Source organism: Herbaspirillum sp. NPDC101396, assembly GCF_044767365.1.
GTDB lineage: Bacteria > Pseudomonadota > Gammaproteobacteria > Burkholderiales > Burkholderiaceae_D > Herbaspirillum.
In genome coordinates, this window is the sequence record NZ_JBIWNT010000003.1 from 174039 (window position 1) to 192639 (window position 18601).

Genomic DNA, 18601 nt, shown 5'->3' on the forward strand with positions numbered 1-18601 from the left:
GCTCCGGGCGCGTGACAAAACGATTAATACTGATGTTCGAATGCATTTTTCTCATGCAAACGCTGAAATGCCTGCCAGACTTTTTGACGGCTTCCGTCTCAGCCGACAAATGATCAGACGCTCGTTCCTCCTTTGTTTTGAATAAATTCTAGTAGCGCGTAATCATTTTGGGATAGTTCGCCGTCTTTGCTTTCCCCACAAGGAATGCCGCGTGAAAGCCGATTCTTTTCGCGTATATTGCGCCCGGTTCAGCTAACGGCGAGGTGCGACGATGCGTGTGAAAAAGATCATTGCTATATATCTGCTGGGTTGGTTCGCGGCGACGGGAGCGGCCGTTGCTGCAACTGCCGCGACGCCGGACCTGCTCGACAGCGTCAAGGCGCGCGGCACCTTGCGCGTGGCGCTCGAAGGGACCTATCCGCCATTCAATTTCAAGGATAAGAAGACCGGCGAGCTGGCCGGATTCGATGTCGAGTTCGCACGCGCGCTGGCCGACCGGCTGGGCGTCAAGGTGGAGTTCGTCGCCACCGAGTGGGTCGGCATCCTGGCCGGGCTGCAGGTCGGCAAGTACGACGCCATCGTTTCCGAAGTCACCATGACGCCCAAGAGAGAAGCCGAGTTCGACTTCTCGCATCCCTATACCTATTCGACGGCGCAGCTGATCCTGCGCAAGGACGACAAATCCGAATATCGCGATTTCGCCAGCCTCAAGGGCAAGACGGTCGGCGTGGGGCAGGGCAGCAGCTATGCCGAAACACTCAACGCCGTCGGCGGCATCAACGTCAAGACTTATGTGTCGGCGCCGCTCAACCTGCAGGACCTGGCCAACGGCCGCATCGACGCCGCCTTGAACGACCGCTTGCTGGTGCCTTACATGATGCAGGAGGCGAAGCTGCCTCTGCGTGCAGCCGCGGCCATCGGCGAGGCGCAGAAGCAGGGCATTCCGTTCAAGAAGAACAATCCGAAATTCAAGGCTGCCGTTGATGCCGCCATCGCCGACATGATCCGAGACGGCAGTTACGTGCGCATGTCGCGCAAATGGTTCGGGCTGGACGCCTCCCGTGCGCCTGCGCCAGCGCGCTGACGGCATCGCCTTCCCTACTTATACTCATGGCAGAGTTTCTTTCCATCGTCGCCGATTCCGGCAATCTTGTTCTGCTGGGGACGTTTTATACCTTGCTGTACGCCGTTCTCGGCATGCTGTTCGGCCTGCCGCTCGGCATGCTGGTGACGTTCATCCGACACGAACACGTGCCGGTGCTGGCGGGACTGGCGCATATCTATGTCAGTTTCATGCGCAGCACGCCGCAACTGATACAGGCTTTCCTGGTGTATTTCGGGCTGGGCGCGGCCGGCATCGACCTGCCGCTGATCGTCATCGGGACGTTGGTGTTGACCGCCAACGCCAGCGCCTACCTGTCGGAAACCATGCGCGGCGCCATGGAAGGCGTCAGCACAGGTCAGTGGAGCGCCGGGTACAGCCTGGGCCTGACGCGGTTCCAGACGATTTGCAATATCATCGCGCCGCAGGCGCTGCGGCTGGCGATCCCCGGCATCAGCAATACCCTCATCAGCCTGTTCAAGGACACCTCGGTGCTGTCGGTGATTACCGTCGCCGAATTGATGAAATACACCGGCGACATCATTTCGGTCACGTTCCGGCCCTTCACCTTCTATCTGATTGCGGCTTTCATTTATTGGGGCCTGTGTCTCTTATATGAGTACGGTATTCATCGCCGGGTCGAAGCACGCTTCAAAAAAGCTTACCAACCCGCATTTTAATCAGATCGCCGCACTCGCATTTCGCAGGCCGGACAAGGAATTGCAAGGGATTGCTCCACCGGCGAGGCCCTGATCGGGGCGATGACAAGGTTTTCGATGCACTGCAACCAAGCCCGAATTTTCAGATTTCAAGAGAGATGCTAAAAAAACACCGGGCGGGAGAGTGAGTGTTTATGCCGCTTTGCAGCAATTTCCCATAATATGAAATCAAATATCGCTATTTGAAAATTAAAAAAGCCCTGTTAAAATGCCTCGTCCACGCGGCGCAAAGACCGTAAAGTATTGGCACAAAGAATCCAAGAAATCGTGTTACGGCGTATTTGCAGCTTGAACAAGCGCCGTAGTGCAGCTTAACGATCGCAGCTTAGCGATCCGGCCTACCCGCCGATCCCCTTCAACTCAGGAGACGTACCATGTCAGCCCAAATCGACCAAGTCCTGGCGCAAGCCGCCAACGATCCCGATGTGATTGAAACGCAAGAGTGGCTCGACGCCCTCGAAGCCGTGATCGACGCCGAAGGCCCGGAACGCGCACATTACCTGATGGAGCGCATGGTCGATCTGGCTCGCCGCCGCGGCGCCCACATCCCGTTCTCCAGCAACACCGCATACGTCAACACCATTCCCGCCGACCAGGGCGAACACTGCCCGGGCAACCTGGAAATCGAAGAGCGCCTGCGCTCGTGGATGCGCTGGAACGCCATGGCGATGGTCGTCAAGGCCAACCGCGTCGACGGCGACCTGGGCGGCCACTTGTCCTCGTTCGCTTCGCTGGCGAACATGCTGGGCATCGGTTTCAACCACTTCTGGCACGCCCCGACCGAAGACCACGGCGGCGACCTGCTGTACATCCAGGGCCACTCCTCGCCGGGTATCTACGCACGCGCTTTCCTGGAAGGCCGCCTGACCGAAGACCAGCTGATCCACTTCCGCCGCGAAGCCGATGGCCACGGTCTGTCCTCGTATCCGCATCCGAAGCTGATGCCTGAATTCTGGCAGTTCCCGACCGTGTCGATGGGCCTGGGCCCGTTGATGGCGATCTATCAGGCGCGTTTCCTGAAGTACCTGCACGCACGCGGCATCGCCAAGACCGACAACCGCAAGGTCTGGGCCTTCTGCGGCGACGGTGAAATGGACGAGCCGGAATCGATGGGCGCCATCGGCATGGCCGGTCGCGAAAAGCTGAACAACCTGGTCATCGTGGTCAACTGCAACCTGCAACGCCTGGACGGTCCGGTGCGCGGCAACGGCAAGATCATCCAGGAACTGGAATCCGATTTCCGCGGCGCCGGCTGGAACGTCGTCAAGGTCATCTGGGGCAGCGGCTGGGATGAGCTGCTGGCCAAGGACAAGGAAGGCATCCTGCAAAAAGTGATGATGGAAACCGTCGACGGCGAATATCAGAACTACAAGGCCAAGGATGGCGCGTTCGTGCGCAAGCATTTCTTCGGCAAGCATCCAAAGCTGCTCGAGATGGTCAGCAAGATGTCCGACGACGACATCTGGCGCCTGACCCGCGGCGGCCACGATCCGCACAAGATCTACGCAGCATTCAAGGTTGCGCAGGACAGCAAGGATCAACCGACCGTCATCCTGGCCAAGTCGATCAAGGGCTATGGTTTCGGCAAATCCGGCGAAGCACGCAACACCGCACACAACACCAAGAAACTGGACGACGAAGCCATCAAGGCCATGCGCGACCGTTTCCAACTGCCGATCTCCGACGCCGACTTGCCGAACATCCCGTTCTTCAAGCCGTCCAACGACACCCCGGAAATGCAATACCTGCACGAGCGCCGCAAAGCGCTGGGCGGTTACCTGCCGCAGCGCCGTCCGCAAGCTGACGAAAAATTGGTCGTCCCTGAACTGTCTGCATTCCAGGTCATGCTGGAGCCGACTGCCGAAGGCCGTGAAATCTCGACCACCGCCGCGTACTCGCGCGTGCTGACTGCGCTGCTGCGCGACAGCAGCCTGGGTCAACGCGTGGTGCCGATCATGGTCGACGAATCGCGTACCTTTGGTATGGAAGGCCTGTTCCGCCAGATCGGTATCTTCAGCCAGGTCGGCCAGCTGTACGAACCGGTCGACAAGGACCAGGTCATGTACTACCGCGAAGACAAGGCCGGCCAGATCCTGCAGGAAGGCATCAATGAAGCGGGCGGCATGAGCTCGTGGATCGCTGCGGCGACCTCGTACTCGACCAACAACCGCATCATGATTCCGTTCTATACGTATTACTCGATGTTCGGTCTGCAACGTATCGGCGATCTGGCCTGGGCTGCCGGCGACATGCGCGCCCGCGGCTTCCTGATCGGCGGCACTGCCGGCCGCACTACGCTGAACGGCGAAGGCCTGCAGCACGAAGACGGCCACAGCCACGTGTTTGCTTCGGCGATTCCGAACTGCGTGCCTTACGATCCGACCTTCGCCCACGAAGTCGCCGTGATCATCCATGACGGCCTGCGCCGCATGGTCGGCAACCAGGAAGACGTGTTCTATTACATCACCGTGATGAACGAGAACTACGCACACCCGGGCATCAAGGCCGGTCAGGAAGAGGGCATCCTCAAGGGCCTGTACCTGTTGAACGAAAGCAGCAAGAAGAACAAGCTGCGCGTGCAACTGCTGGGTTCGGGCACGATCCTGCGCGAAGTCATCGCTGCTGCCGATCTGCTGCGCGACGACTGGAAGGTTGACGCCGACGTCTGGTCCGCACCATCGTTCACGCTGCTGGCGCGCGACGGTCAGGACGTGGAACGCTGGAACATGCTGCATCCCGCCGACGCTGCAAAGAAGAGCCACTTCGAGCAATCGATGGAAGGCACCGAAGGTCCGATCGTGGTGTCGACCGACTACATGCGCACCTACGCCGAGCAAGTCCGCGCCTTCGTACCGAAGGGCCGTACTTACAAGGTGCTGGGTACCGACGGTTACGGCCGTTCCGACACCCGCGCCAAGCTGCGCGAGTTCTTCGAAGTCGACCGTCACTATGTGACCGTGGCTGCGCTGAAGTCGCTGGCTGACGAAGGCAAGATCAAGCCTTCCGTGGTTGCCGAAGCGATCGCCAAGTACGGCATCAATCCGGAAAAACCAAATCCGGTGACGGTGTAATTCGCCAATAGGCGAACTTGAAACCATCCGCAAGGCGGCTTGTCAGGTAATATCGGCAAGCCGCCTTCAACATGAGTGGACATACATTCGACGCTGCATAGTTGCAACGTACCGGATCCAGAACAAACGGAGCGCAAGAGATGAGTCAAATCGAAGTAAAAGTACCGGATATTGGCGACTTCAAGGAAGTCGAAGTCATTGAAGTCCTGGTCAAGGTAGGCGATACCATCAAAATCGAACAATCCCTGCTGACGGTCGAATCCGACAAGGCCAGCATGGAAATCCCATCCAGCCATGCAGGCGTGGTCAAAGAGATCCGCGTGAAGATCGGCGACAAGGTCGCTGAAGGCTCCGTGGTCGTGATCGTGGACGCCGAAGGCGCCGCTGCTGCCCCTACTGCACCAGCAGCAGCTCCGGCTGCAGCCGCTGCTGCTCCTGCCGCCGCGACAGCATCTGCACCGGCACCGGCCGCTCCTGCGCCTGCGGCTGCCCCGGCAGCTTCGGGCGGCGTACAAGATATCCTCGTCCCCGATATCGGCGATTTCGCCGAAGTCGAAGTGATCGAACTGCTGGTCAAGGTCGGCGACACCGTCAAGGTCGAGCAATCGCTGCTGACCGTCGAGTCCGACAAGGCCAGCATGGAAATCCCGTCCAGCCACGCCGGCGTGATCAAGGAACTGAAAGTCAAGATCGGCGACAAGGTTGCCAAGGGTTCGCTGGTTGCCGTGGTGGAAGCCACCGGCGGCGTAGCTGCTCCGGCAGCGCCTGCCGCTGCGGCACCCGCGCCGGCAGCTTCGGCTCCAACCGCCGCGGCGCCAGCATCGGCTCCGGCAGCTGTTCCCGAGATGGCGGTCGCCGCCGTCACACCGGGCTCCGCCAACAAGTCGCATGCATCGCCGTCGGTACGCAAGTACGGCCGCGAACTCGGCGTTGATCTGACCCGCGTGGTTGGCACCGGCCCGAAGAACCGCATCCTGCAGGAAGACATCCAGAAATTCGTCAAGGCGGCACTGGCCGGCGGCGCCGGTACGGCATCTTCCGCGCCAGCCAAGAACGGCAGCGGCGTTGGCCTGGATCTGTTGCCATGGCCGTCGCTGGACTTCAGCAAGTTCGGCGCGACCGAACTGCTGCCGCTCTCGCGCATCAAGAAGATCAGTGGTCCGAACCTGCATCGCAACTGGGTCATGATCCCGCACGTCACGCAATTCGACGAAGCCGACGTGACCGAGCTGGAAGAATTCCGCAAGACCTCCAACGACGCCTACGCCAAGGCCAAGTCGCCGGTCAAGCTGACCATGCTGGCGTTTGTGATCAAGGCCAGCGTCTCGGCGCTGAAGAAATTCCCGGCGTTCAATTCCTCGCTGGATGCCAAGGGCGAAAACCTGATCCTGAAGCAGTACTACAACATCGGCTTCGCCGCCGACACGCCGAACGGCCTGGTGGTGCCCGTGATCAAGAATGCCGATCAGAAGACCATCGGCCAGATCGCCACCGAAATGGGCGACCTGTCGGCGCAAGCGCGCGACGGCAAGTTGAAGCCTGCGGACATGCAAGGCGCGACCTTCACCATTTCGTCCCTGGGCGGCATTGGCGGCACGGCCTTCACGCCGATCATCAATGCACCTGAAGTGGCGATCCTGGGCTTGTCCAAGTCGATCATCAAACCAGTCTGGGACGGCAAGCAATTCGTGCCGCGCCTGATGCTGCCGACCTCGCTGTCCTACGACCACCGCGTGGTGGACGGCGCGATGGGCGCGCGCTTCTCGGCCTATCTGGCTGAAGTGCTGGGCGATTTGCGTAAGTCGCTGCTGTAATTTTGCCGTTACGCCGTACCGACGAAAATCGGTGCGGCGCTTCAGTTTCAGGCACGCACAAAGCAGCGTCGCGCATCCATTCGTGAAATGAGACAGCGCAGCGCACACCAGCGAACAACAGAATTTACGGAGTTAAGACATGAGTCTGAGCGAAGTCAAAGTCCCCGATATCGGCGATTTCAAGGAAGTGGAAGTAATCGAATTGCTGGTCAAGGTCGGCGACTCGATCAAGGTCGAGCAATCGCTGATCACCGTCGAGTCCGACAAGGCCAGCATGGAAATCCCGTCCAGCACGGCTGGCGTGGTCAAAGAATTGAAGGTCAAGGTAGGCGACAAGGTTGCCGAAGGTTCCGTGCTGCTGCTGGTGGAAGCCAGCGGTGACGCGGCTGCTGCTCCGGCAGCTGCGCCCGCTGCCGCCCCTGCTGCGGCAGCGCCTGCGCCGGCAGCACCGGCTCCGGTCGCCGCCAGCTTCGGCGGTTCGGCCGACATCGAATGCGACATGATGGTCCTCGGTGCAGGTCCCGGCGGTTATTCCGCAGCGTTCCGCGCCGCCGACCTCGGCATGAACACCGTGCTGGTCGAGCGTTATTCGACCCTCGGCGGCGTCTGCCTGAACGTCGGTTGCATTCCGTCGAAGGCACTGCTGCACGTCGCAGCCGTCATCGATGAAACCGCCGCGATGGCCTCGCACGGCGTCACTTTCGCCAAGCCGGAAATCGACATCGACAAGCTGCGCGCCTACAAGGAAAAAGTCATCGGCACCATGACCGGTGGCCTGGCCGGCATGGCCAAGGCGCGCAAGGTCAACGTCGTGCAAGGCGTGGGCCAGTTCGTCGGCGCCAACCACATCGAAGTGACCGCAGCCGACGGCAGCAAGAAGACCGTCAAGTTCAAGCAAGCCATCATCGCCGCCGGTTCGTCGGTGGTGAACCTGCCGTTTGTGCCGCAAGATCCGCGCATCGTCGATTCGACCGGCGCGCTGGAACTGCGCCAGGTGCCCAAGCGCATGCTGGTCATCGGCGGCGGCATCATCGGCCTGGAAATGGCCACTGTGTACTCGACGCTGGGTGCGCGCATCGACGTCGTTGAAATGATGGACGGCCTGATGCAAGGCGCGGACCGCGACATGGTTAAAGTGTGGCAGAAGTTCAACGAAAAGCGTTTCGACAACATCATGCTGAAGACCAAGACGGTCGGCGTCGAAGCATTGAAGGAAGGCATCAAGGTTACCTTTGAGGCAGCAGAAGCCGGCGCCAAAGCTCCTGAGCCGCAACTGTACGATCTGGTTCTGGTCGCCGTCGGCCGCAGCCCGAACGGCAAGAAGATTTCTGCCGACAAGGCGGGCGTGACCGTGACCGATCGCGGCTTCATTCCGGTCGACAGCCAGATGCGCACCAACGTACCGCACATCTTCGCCATCGGCGACCTGGTCGGCCAGCCGATGCTGGCGCACAAGGCCGTGCACGAAGCGCATGTTGCCGCGGAAGCTGCTGCAGGCGAGAAGAGCCACTTCGACGCCAGCGTCATTCCTTCGGTGGCTTATACCGATCCGGAAGTGGCATGGGTCGGCATCACCGAAGACGAAGCCAAGGCCAAGGGCATCAAGCTGGAGAAGGGCCACTTTCCGTGGGCCGCATCCGGTCGCGCCGTTGCCAACGGCCGTTCGGAAGGTTTCACCAAGTTGCTGTTCGATGCTGAGACACATCGCATCGTCGGCGGCGGCATTGTCGGCACGCACGCCGGCGACATGATCGGTGAAATCGTGCTGGCCATCGAGATGGGTGCGGACGCCGTCGACATCGGCAAGACCATCCATCCTCACCCGACGCTGGGCGAATCGATCGGCATGGCGGCAGAAGTCTACAAGGGCGTCTGCACCGACTTGCCGCCGATGCGCAAGAAGTAATTCGAGTAATTCGCACGCCGGACACTGCGGGCAAGCGGAAAGAAAAACGGCTGACATCGCAAGATGCCAGCCGTTTTTTATTGCCTCGTCGATTGCTGCTACGGTTTCAGAATCAACCGTTGACGATACGCATTCCTTCTTCGGTGTAACGCGGACCGGCAGCTGCGTCGGCGGGGAACAGCCGGTTCAGTTCTTCCAGATGCGATGCCGTCAGCGTCACCGCCAGGGCGCCGCTGTTTTCTTCCAGATAGCTGCGACGCTTGGTGCCGGGGATCGGCACGATATGCTCGCCTTGCGCCAGCACCCAGGCCAGCGCCAGTTGCGACGGTGAGCATTCGTAACGCGTTGCAAGCTCTTTCACCTTCTCCACCAAAAGCAGATTCTTCGCAAAGTTTTCGCCCTGGAAGCGCGGATTGTGGCGGCGATAATCATCTGCGTCGAACTGGTCCGGATGTGTAATCGCACCGGTCAAAAAGCCGCGTCCCAGGGGGCTGTACGGCACGAAGCCGATGCCGAGTTTGTTGCACGTCGCCAGCACGTCCTGTTCCGGATCACGCGTCCACAGCGAGTATTCGCTTTGCAGCGCGGTGATCTTGTGGACCTTGCTGGCGCGCTCCAGCGTCTGTGACGAGGCTTCCGACAAGCCGATATGACGGATCTTGCCGGCCTTGACCAGATCAGCCAGCGCGCCCACGGTTTCTTCGATGGGCGTGCTTTGATCGATGCGGTGCTGGTAATACAGGTCGATGGTGTCGACGCCCAGGCGTTTCAGGCTGCCTTCGACCGACATGCGGATGTAATCGGGTTTGCCGTTGACGCCGCGCGCCGCCGGGTTGGCCGGATCGCGCACGATGCCGAATTTGGTCGCGATGAACACCTGGTCGCGCTTGCCCTTGATGGCCTTGGCGATCAGCTCTTCATTGATGTGCGGACCGTACATATCGGCCGTATCGAGGAAGCAGATACCGAGTTCCAGTGCGCGATGGATGGTGGCGATGGATTCGGCGTCGTCGCGGTTCGAATAGAAATCGCTCATGCCCATGCAGCCGAGGCCGATGGAGGAGACGGTCGGGCCGTCAGCGCCGAGCTTGCGGGTGCCGACTTGGGTCGCCGGTTTTGCGTGTGGAGTTGTTGCGTTTGTTGCTGTCGTTGCTGTCGTTGCTGTGGTCATTGGAAGCGTCCTCGATAGATTGCGGGTGAGCGACGACGACCGGAGGCAGTGCGGCTTCCACGTCCTCATACATTTTGACCTTCATATGCAAGATGGACAGGTTGCTCTGCAGCTCGGCGATCGTCTCTTCCACGGTGCGGGCATGCTGTTGCAGCAATGCCTTCCGTGCAGACACACTTTCCGCCGTATTGCCGGCGCGACGCAGTTCTGCATAGCGCAGCATGTCGCGGATCGGCAGACCGGTCGAACGCAGCTTGAGCAGGAAGCCGATCCAGAGCAGATCTTCTTCACGGAACAGGCGGTGCGTATTGTCCTGGCGCGCGATCGGATCGAGCAGGCCGATCTTTTCGTAATAACGCAGGGTATGCACCGACAGACCGGTCTTTGCAGCAGCTTGTTGTATGGTCAGGGAAGTGGTCATGTGAGGCAGTCTAGAAGTTGGAGCGCACTCTAAGTCAAGGGGGGATTTTGACTTATTTCAAGACCATCAGGGGGATTTTGCTGGCAGGGCGCTTGCGTGGCTGATAACGATGCTGCAAACGCCCTGTCTTCTTGCAGGAAGGCTTAGCCGTCTGCGTTGATGCGGGAGATCAGCGTCTTGAGGACTTCTTCGGCGCGATCGTTTTCAATCTGGCAAGTACCGGCATTCTCATGTCCGCCGCCGCCGTATTCCAGCATCAGCGCGCCGATGTTGGTCTTAGAGGTGCGATTGAGGATCGACTTGCCGGTGGCGAAGACGGTGTTCTGGTTCTTCAGGCCCCACAGCACGTGGATGGAAATGTTTGTCTGTGGAAATAGTGCGTAGATAATGAAGCGATTGCCGGCGAAAATCACCTCTTCGTTGCGCAAGTCGAGCACCACCAGGTTTTTATGCACGGTGGCGCAGCGGCGGATCTGCTCCTTGCACTTGTCGGCGTGTTCGAAATACAGTTCGCGGCGTTCCTTGACGTCCGGCGTCGCCATGATTTCTTCGATCGTGTGCGTTTTGCACAGTTCGATCAGGTCCATCATCAGGTTGTAATTGGAGATGCGGAAATCGCGGAAACGGCCCAGGCCGGTGCGTGCATCCATCAGGAAATTGAGCAGGTCCCAGCCTTCCGGATTGAGCACTTCCTGCTCGTTGAAGCGCGCGGCATCGCCCTTGTCGACCGCAGCCATCATGTCGCCCCACGACGCCGGGAAGGCCTTTTCGCCGCCGTAATAGTCATACACCACGCGTGCAGCCGATGGCGCTTCGGGGTGGATCACGTGGTTCTTGCGTTCGCCGGTGTGGCGGATGGTCTCGGACAAATGGTGATCGAACGCAATATGCACACCGGGCACGAAGGGGAGGTTAGTGGTGATGTCGTTGTCGCTGATGGCGATCTTGCCATCCTGCATGTCTTTCGGATGAACGAACAGGATCTCGTCGATCATGTCCAGATGCTTGAGCAGGACGGCGCATACCAAACCATCAAAATCGCTCCGTGTCACCAGACGGTATTTTTTCGTTTCTGACATCTTTGTCCCCTTAAAGATTGAATATTCCATGCGTTCCCGGCCGACCGGATGTGATGAATCATACAACTCAAATTTATGTGTGGATAGCACTTGTTGTTATTTGAAATGGCTTAAAAAATAGCACGATGCGTGTCTCGCCGACATGCTGATTCATCAGCCAATACAGGTTTTTCCGGGCCTGGCGTCAGCAAATTTTTCGCGACTGTGCAAAGATAGCGGCTTTCGCGAAGCCGTATGCGACTGGATCTCGATCAGCCGGATTTTCATCTTCATCGAGCAGCCGCCTGCGGCTTTTCCCATTCGTCACAGGAGAAGCAATGAGTCACCATTTTGACCCCGCCCCCATCGCCGCAAAATTCGGCATCGCTGCAGCCGACCTCGGTATCGAACTGATCAGCCACACGGCCGACGGCGTCGAGTACGAAAGCGTGCTGCTGTTCAACAAGAAGAACACGGCGCCGGTGGCCGGGGTGTTGTCGATACCCAATTACTTCGGCATCAGCCAGAAGGCGCTGGAAGTCACCGCCACCACCGTCGGACTGAACCAGGCGATCCTGGTTGGCGACGTCTTCGGCAAGAGCGTGCGTCCAGCCAATCCTGATGAAGCCGTCGCGGCCATCGTTCCACTGAAGAAGGATCGCGCCGAACTGCGCAAGCGCATGAATGCAGCACTGGCGGCGCTCAAGGGCCAGGACAAGGTCAAGCTGAGCGGCAAGCTCGGCGCCGTCGGTTTTTGCTTCGGCGGTACGGCGACGCTGGAACTGGCGCGCTCGGGCACTGTGCTGGATGCCTTCGCATCGCTGCACGGCGCGCTCGACACCCCGAATCCCAAGGATGCGGAAAACATCAAGGGCGCCATCCTGGTGCTGCACGGCGTGCAGGATCCGTCGGTGCCGCGCGACCAGGTCAACGCCTTCATCGATGAAGTCAGCGCCGCCAACCTGGACTGGCAACTGGTCAACTACGGCCAGGCCGGCCACTCGTTCACCGATCCGGAAGCAAAGAATCCGGGCTTCTTCTATCACCAGAAAACGGCCGAGCGCGCATCGGTGGCGTTGAAGAACTTCTTCGCCGAAAAGCTCGCCTGATTGATGTAAAGGAGTCGCTGCGACGGAAACGCGCATGCAGCGAGACTGCAGTCTGGCTTTAAATCCGGTATGAAAATGGATTCATAAAAGAAGAAGCCCAGCGGTACTCACCGCTGGGCTTTTTTTGGGGCAGGCAATCTGGTCGAATCTGGGGCGATTTCTTAAAAAAATCAAAGGGCGTGCGATTGCATCAGCACGCGTCAAGCCTTTACATGTCTCTGATCCCAATAAATGTTCCACGCAAACCATCGGGATAAAATTTATTCAAACTTTCACCCATGTTTGGCGCCCAGCTATCAAATTGTTCGAATACCGTAGTGAACCCCAAATCGTAAATCAAACCCAGGAGATATTCTTTCTGTATCCAAAACGACTTGTCGTTTTCATAGGAAGCCCATCGCATTTTTTCTCTTTCTTCGAAAGACAAGGCTTGATCGAACTCGTAATACCATCTTCCAGGCAGACCCTCATGCACGTCCATAGGGGCAAGATTGTATTGCTTTACTCCGCTGTCCAGCGGAGTTGCAAAGTGAGTTTGCAAAATCAATAACTTCTTTGTGTTCCGAGCTAATTTTTCCAAAAATGCCTTCGGATTATCGAAGTGGTAAAAAAGACCACAACAAAAAGCGGCATCAAACGGGCCATATTTGTCGAGATTCCAGGCCGTATCTTTAACGAAATTCAAATTCGGTAAATCAAGATTTGCTTTTACATGATTGCAGCAAGCAATGCTCTCTTCTCTGACCTCAAGTCCTATCGTATCAAATCCCATTCTGGCGATTTCCACTGTATATCCACCCTCGAGGCATCCCAAATCAATAACGCGATAATTTTTTTTGTTTGAAGGGAAGACTAGATTTAATATTTTACGTGTGGAAATGGTACATGGGTGATCGCTAATAAGGATCTCATCTGGTTTTGTAAAAGACCCATTGTCCAAGCGAATGTTATGAGCAGTAAAATTCATTGTTCACCTTACCTTTATCTACGTAATCAATTTGGAGTGTTTTATAAAAACATTTTGACTAACTTCGGTGTCACCGCAATCTTACTTGTTGATACATGTTTTAGGTCGAAAATTGCGATCATCACATCGTAAAATTTCGCTCATTCGACAAGCTGAATCAGCTCCTGCAGGCTTCTGTCGCATATCTTTGAGGAAAAGCGGCAATCCGTTGTCGAATTTTTCGATAAGGGGCAAGGCGGAGCCTGGTACGCCAGTATTGCGCCGGGATGTTCAGAAATTCAAAAAACGGCGCGAGATTTAACGAAGGTAGAAAGAGGACGCTCGGCAAGCGTGAGGCGACGGGATGGCGATAAGGGATGAGGCGCGATAAACAGAGACTTGCTGAAATTATATGGAATCTATGCGGTGTTTGTTTCTAAAATCAGGGTCGCAGCGACTCAGCACGTCCTCACGCAGGGAAAAGTAATCGCGAAGGTAGCGCTCTCTCTGCGATGTCATATACGCGATTTTCAATGCATTGAGCATTCGCAGTTCATCCCGGCACGGGTAATACAGTCGGGGCAGGAGCGGCATCAGATAGTTGGCCACCTTCAGGTCTGGCGTCAATGCAAGTACTGCAGAGGCGATGCGCTCAATCACGAACACCTTGATCTGCATGAGACTGTTGCCGTGCTTGGTAACAGCATTGAGTCGTTCATTCAAGCTGCTCTTCTCATGTTCGGCAATGTCAAAAATTCGCTCTGTAATCGCAAACCACGTTCTCCAGAAGGCCGGCTTGGCGACAATGTAGTTGCAGAAAACGGTCGTCCGGAAATCGTTGACCAATACCTTGAAGTCGATCGGAATATCGATGCGGTTGAAGAACTCCTCCATGATCGCAAGCATCCCGCAATAGGATTGCTCGCCTTGCTGGAATACGTTCAGATAGCATGCTGAATCCACCACGAATGGCGAGAAAGTGTAGACGTCGGCGCCGGGATTTTTTTCGATGAATGAAAACGCTTTTTCCGCCGTCAGATGGGTTTGTGTTTTAAAAAGCGGCAAGAAAAAGCCGTAGTGACTGTCTTCCTCGAGCACGTGCTCCAGAAAGTAGCCGCGTATTCCCCAATATTCGCGCCAATCTGGCCGGGGATTTCCCCTGATCTCAAACGCAAGGAAGCCAGGATCCAGCAGTTCTTTGCTGGCCTCGTCGTTGTAGAGCTGAAAGATGTTGATGCTCATGTCGTTGCGGGATTTTCGTAACGTGGCGGCGCCCAGGGAAGGTCAGGATCTTCTTCATCTGATTCCGCAGGCGGAACGCTTTCCTCGACCTGGAAAAAGTTGATGTAGGTTTCGTTGCATTCCATCGCTTCGCAATGTTGCAGCACGCGGGCGCGCAAGGCGAAATAGATGCGCAGATATTCGGTGTCGAACGAATCTGCATAGGCGATCTTGAGTGCATTCAGCTGCACCATCTCTTTGCGATAGGCAAAGTAATTGGAATTGACTTGCCACGGCATTGATTGGATGTCGAAATCGAATACCTTCAGGTCCGGTAGTAGCGCCAGGAGCAGAGAAGCGATGCGCTCGATGATGAAGACCTTCATCGACAGGGATGCTTTGTGGTACTCGGTCTTTTTGTTCAGCAGCCGCGCCAGCTGACTGTCATTTCGTTCGGCGATATGAAACAGGCGTTCGGTGATGGTGAACCATTTGTTCCAGAATATCGGTCTGGCGATGATGTAATTGCAAAAAACTGCGCTGCGAAAATCATTGGTGAATTTGCTGAAATCGATGCGTATCTCGAGTATGTCTAGAAATTCTTCCATGATGGGGATCATGCCAGGATGACATCTGTTGCCATGCTCGAATACGTTCAAATAGCATGCGGCCTCCGGGAACGATGGCGAAAAGGTGTAGACATCTCCGCCGGGATTATCTGCGATGAAGGAGAATATTTGTCGCGACTCAAGACCGGTCTTTTCCTTGAAGAGCGGAGAAAGAAAACCGTAATAATCGCTTTCCCGTAACGTGTTCTTGAGGAAGTACTTTCGGATCGCCCAGTATTCGCGCCAATCCGGCCGCGGATTGCCGACCACCTCCAGGGGGGTGAAGCCGGGATCCAGCATCTTCCTGCTCTTCTTGTCATAGAACAGTTGGAAAATATTTACTTTCATTCGAAAGCACTCCAGGTTCAATGTCCCTGCAAGGTACATCCTGATGACTGAACGTCTTTTCAGGAGATGACAGAGTCAACGGCTTCAGTCTTTACGGCCGTCTTTCTCCTGAAATCGTTTTCCGAATCTTTGCGATGCAGTTCAGTCCTTCTTGTACACCGACAAGGAGGCTTTCATATCCATGCGCATGCGGATCAACTCCTCAACTTCGGCATCGCTGGCCTGATCTTCGCGAGGGGCAAACAAGGCGCGTCCGCGCTGACTTACCCCATCGTCTGGTTCACTCAGATAGTAGACGGCAAGGGACTTGCGGAATATATGGTCTGGTTGTGTCAGCGGTTTGCTCAATCCATGCCACGAGTTCTTCGTTGTATCGAAGATGACCGCCCGATTAAATAAGGGAGCGACTTCTTTGATCAACTTTCCCGGTCTGTTGGTGTTGCTGTCATGCTCCCATAGCCCAAGATGGCCGCCGTAGACGCTTAGCATCTCTTGGGAAACATAGATGATCAGGTTGATCTTGCGTTGCAGATTGATTTTTGGGTGAAGGGAGTAGTCAAGGTGAGGATTCAGATTCCCGCCGACGCCATGGCAATGCCACCCGCCGCCATGCAGGCCGCTGTCCGAATACAGCGTTTCGCCGACCAGGGAGGACAATTCGTCAAGAAATTCAGGTGAATTGAGGTAGCAAAAGAATCGATATGTTTCAGGAGGAAAAGCATTCCAGTCGTTCAGTGCTTTTTTGTTCTCGATCGCGTTCTTGTAGCAAAACCATTTTGGCGAGTCGTAGTCGAGAAATTCTTGCGCCAGCTGTTGCAAGACTTCAGGCTTGACGAATTGATCAATCACCGCGTGAGGAAATGGCGAGGCCGCAGGGAAATCGACAAATGCGGATCGGAGGTGGTCGAGGTTAAGCGGGACGTAAGAATTCGACATTCAGATCCTCCTGTATCAGGTCATTCAGGGAAGGGCGAATGACGTGTGCCGGGTTGGCTGGATTCAGAATAGTCGGCTGGGCGGCACGTTTCTATAGTAAAAATTCGATTAAATAGATCTTTTTAGTGAATTTTCAAATCGAATTCATGCTTATACTTAGTCGCATCTATTGGTTTTAAAAAGAAAAAAGCTGACATCTTGCGATGCCAGCCTTTCATTTAGAGCGAGAGGGAATTACTCCTTGACCGCTCCGGTCATGCCCGACACGTAGTATTCCACGAAGAAGGAATACACCACCGCCACCGGCAACGACCCCAGCAGTGCACCGGCCATCAGGGCGCCCCAGTGGTAGACGTCGCCGTCGACCAGTTCGGTCACGATCCCCACCGGCACCGTCTTCACTTCCGAGGAGGAGATGAAGGTCAGCGCGTAGATGAACTCGTTCCACGACAAGGTGAAGGCAAAGATGCCGGCCGAAATCAGACCGGGCACCGCCAGCGGCAGGATGATCTTGATCAGGATCTCCCAACGTGTGGCGCCGTCGATCAACGCACATTCTTCCAGCTCATACGGAATCGAGCGGAAGTAGCCCATCAACAGCCAGGTGCAGAACGGAATCAGGAAGGTCGGATACGTCAGTATCAGCGCCCAGCGCGTATCGAACAGACCCAGCTTGAACACGATCGCCGCCAGCGGAATGAACAGGATCGATGGCGGAATCAGGTATGCCAGGAAGATGCCCAGACCGACTTGCTTGGAACCCTGGAAGCGCAGGCGTTCGATGGCGTAAGCCGCGAACACGCTGGCCGCCAGCGAGGCAAACGTCGACACCACTGACACGATCACCGTGTTGAGCAGCCACGCCGGATACTGGGTTTCAAACAGCAGCTTCTTGAAGTGGGCCAGCGTCGGCGCCACCACCCAGAACGGATTTCCGGTCTGGCGCAGCAATTCGTTGTCGGGTTTGAAGGCCGTAATCACCATCCAGTAAAACGGGAACAGCAGCACGAACACGAAGATGCCCAACGGAATATACGTTGTGATCCAGCGGCGCGGCACCGACTGCAGGAAATCCATCCCTTGCGTTTCCTGCTGCAGGTCTTTTGACTTCTTGCTCATTTGTCACCTCCTTGTTGCCAGCCGCGACGTTGCAGGCCGAAGTATGAAAACATGATGGCTGCGAGCAGGAAAGGAATCATGTAGGTTGCCAGAGCGGCGCCTTCACCGAGGGAGCCGCCGGGGATTGCGCGTTGGAACGACAGTGTTGCCATCAGGTGGGTGGCATTCAACGGACCGCCGCGTGTGAGCACATAGATCAGCTGGAAGTCGGTGAAGGTGAACAGCACCGAGAACGTCATCACCACCGCAATGATCGGCGTCAGCAACGGCAGCGTGACGTAGCGGAACTGCTGCCACGGTTTGGCGCCGTCAATCGCCGCCGCTTCATACAGCGAAGGCGAGATGGTCTGCAGGCCGGCCAGCAGTGAGATCGCCACGAACGGGATGCCGCGCCAGACGTTGGCGACCACGGTGGAAATCCGCGCCAGCCATGGTTCGCCGAGGAAATCGATGTAGTGATCGATCAGGCCCATCTTTACGAGTGCCCAGCTGATTACCGAGAACTGCGAGTCGTACATCCACCAGAACGCCAGCGCCGACAAGGCGGTGGGGACGATCCATGGCAGCAGCACGATGGCGCGGAAGAAGGTTTTGAGCGGCAGGTTCTTGTTGAGCAGAATCGCCAGCCACAAGCCGAGCACGAACTTCAGAATGCTGGCGGTGATGGTGTAGAACAGCGTGTTGAACAGCGACAGCTGCGCCAGCGAATCGCCCAGCAGGTAGGAATAATTGTCCAGCCCGATGAAGCTGCCTTCGCCACCGATTTTGGTGTCGGTGAAGCCAAGCCAGATTCCCAGTCCGAGCGGGTAAGTAAGAAACACGACAAGCAGTAATACGGCAGGCGCCATGAACAGCATGCCCAGCACATTACGGTTGTTCAGCAGTCGGGATAACATAAGCAGACCTCGGTAAGCGTGATGACTGCGTTCGCACGGCGGTTGCCGGTGCGAACGCATGTTTTGCTCCTTGCACTACGATTTCAAGAGCAAGAATTCATTACGTAAACCTGTTCACGATCTGTAACGAGAGGTCGTCAGCCGGTGGCGGACGGA

15 protein-coding genes are annotated in these 18601 nt (G+C 56.7%); 6 read left to right on the plus strand and 9 right to left on the minus strand.

Translation table 11 applies throughout. The annotated features are described in order from the left end of the window. Positions 1-271 precede the first annotated feature (271 nt). The 5 genes from ACIROY_RS10500 (at position 272) to lpdA (ending at position 8612) form a co-directional block, all read left to right on the plus strand. On the plus strand, positions 272-1084 hold the full coding sequence (locus tag ACIROY_RS10500) for a transporter substrate-binding domain-containing protein (RefSeq protein WP_402341487.1): 813 nt from the start codon (positions 272-274) through the stop codon (positions 1082-1084). Positions 1085-1110: 26 nt separating this feature from the next. Continuing rightward, the gene (locus tag ACIROY_RS10505; RefSeq protein WP_402341489.1) at positions 1111-1782 is read left to right on the plus strand and encodes an amino acid ABC transporter permease; all 672 of its coding nucleotides are present in this window, start codon (positions 1111-1113) and stop codon (positions 1780-1782) included. A 413-nt stretch (positions 1783-2195) separates the two neighbouring features. Further along, on the plus strand, positions 2196-4892 hold the full coding sequence (aceE, locus tag ACIROY_RS10510; RefSeq protein WP_116433684.1) for a pyruvate dehydrogenase (acetyl-transferring), homodimeric type: 2697 nt from the start codon (positions 2196-2198) through the stop codon (positions 4890-4892). A gap of 140 nt (positions 4893-5032) precedes the next feature. Next, entirely contained in the window at positions 5033-6706 is a 1674-nt protein-coding gene (aceF, locus tag ACIROY_RS10515; RefSeq protein ID WP_402273477.1) for a dihydrolipoyllysine-residue acetyltransferase, read from the plus strand. A gap of 139 nt (positions 6707-6845) precedes the next feature. Next, entirely contained in the window at positions 6846-8612 is a 1767-nt protein-coding gene (lpdA, locus tag ACIROY_RS10520) for a dihydrolipoyl dehydrogenase (RefSeq protein WP_402341491.1), read from the plus strand. Between the two features lie 112 nt (positions 8613-8724). Here lpdA and ACIROY_RS10525 read toward each other — a convergent pair whose 3' ends face one another. The 3 genes from ACIROY_RS10525 to ACIROY_RS10535 form a co-directional block, all read right to left on the minus strand. Further along, on the minus strand, positions 8725-9783 hold the full coding sequence (locus ACIROY_RS10525; protein WP_402341493.1) for an aldo/keto reductase: 1059 nt from the start codon (positions 9781-9783) through the stop codon (positions 8725-8727). Beyond that, complete coding sequence (locus ACIROY_RS10530; RefSeq protein WP_402341495.1) at positions 9689-10204, minus strand: MerR family transcriptional regulator; 516 nt, start codon at positions 10202-10204, stop codon at positions 9689-9691. Before ACIROY_RS10530 ends, ACIROY_RS10525 begins: the two co-directional genes overlap by 95 nt. A 143-nt stretch (positions 10205-10347) precedes the next feature. Continuing rightward, complete coding sequence (locus ACIROY_RS10535; protein WP_402273466.1) at positions 10348-11283, minus strand: exopolyphosphatase; 936 nt, start codon at positions 11281-11283, stop codon at positions 10348-10350. Between the two features lie 317 nt (positions 11284-11600). On the opposite strand from ACIROY_RS10535, the gene ACIROY_RS10540 reads away from it, so the two are divergent. Beyond that, positions 11601-12371, plus strand: a complete 771-nt coding sequence (locus ACIROY_RS10540) for a dienelactone hydrolase family protein (protein WP_402341497.1) — start codon at positions 11601-11603, stop codon at positions 12369-12371. A 208-nt stretch (positions 12372-12579) separates the two neighbouring features. On the opposite strand, the gene ACIROY_RS10545 is transcribed toward ACIROY_RS10540, so the two are convergent. The 6 genes from ACIROY_RS10545 to ACIROY_RS10570 form a co-directional block, all read right to left on the minus strand. Beyond that, positions 12580-13338: a class I SAM-dependent methyltransferase gene (locus tag ACIROY_RS10545; protein WP_402341499.1), complete on the minus strand. Its 759-nt coding sequence runs from the start codon at positions 13336-13338 to the stop codon at positions 12580-12582. A gap of 387 nt (positions 13339-13725) precedes the next feature. Then, entirely contained in the window at positions 13726-14559 is an 834-nt protein-coding gene (locus ACIROY_RS10550; protein WP_402341500.1) for a hypothetical protein, read from the minus strand. Then, a complete protein-coding gene (locus tag ACIROY_RS10555; RefSeq protein ID WP_402341502.1) occupies positions 14556-15494 on the minus strand; it encodes a hypothetical protein in 939 nt (312 codons plus the stop codon). The genes ACIROY_RS10550 and ACIROY_RS10555 overlap by 4 nt, the downstream gene beginning before the upstream one ends. A 141-nt stretch (positions 15495-15635) precedes the next feature. Continuing rightward, positions 15636-16430 (minus strand): 2OG-Fe(II) oxygenase, encoded by a 795-nt coding sequence (locus ACIROY_RS10560; protein WP_402341504.1) that lies wholly within the window; start codon positions 16428-16430, stop codon positions 15636-15638. Between the two features lie 234 nt (positions 16431-16664). Continuing rightward, on the minus strand, positions 16665-17549 hold the full coding sequence (locus ACIROY_RS10565; protein ID WP_016835554.1) for a carbohydrate ABC transporter permease: 885 nt from the start codon (positions 17547-17549) through the stop codon (positions 16665-16667). Continuing rightward, positions 17546-18445 carry a carbohydrate ABC transporter permease gene (locus tag ACIROY_RS10570; RefSeq protein ID WP_402273461.1) on the minus strand — a complete coding sequence of 300 codons (900 nt, stop codon included), beginning with the start codon at positions 18443-18445 and terminating at the stop codon, positions 17546-17548. The genes ACIROY_RS10565 and ACIROY_RS10570 overlap by 4 nt, the downstream gene beginning before the upstream one ends. Positions 18446-18601: the final 156 nt, after the last annotated feature.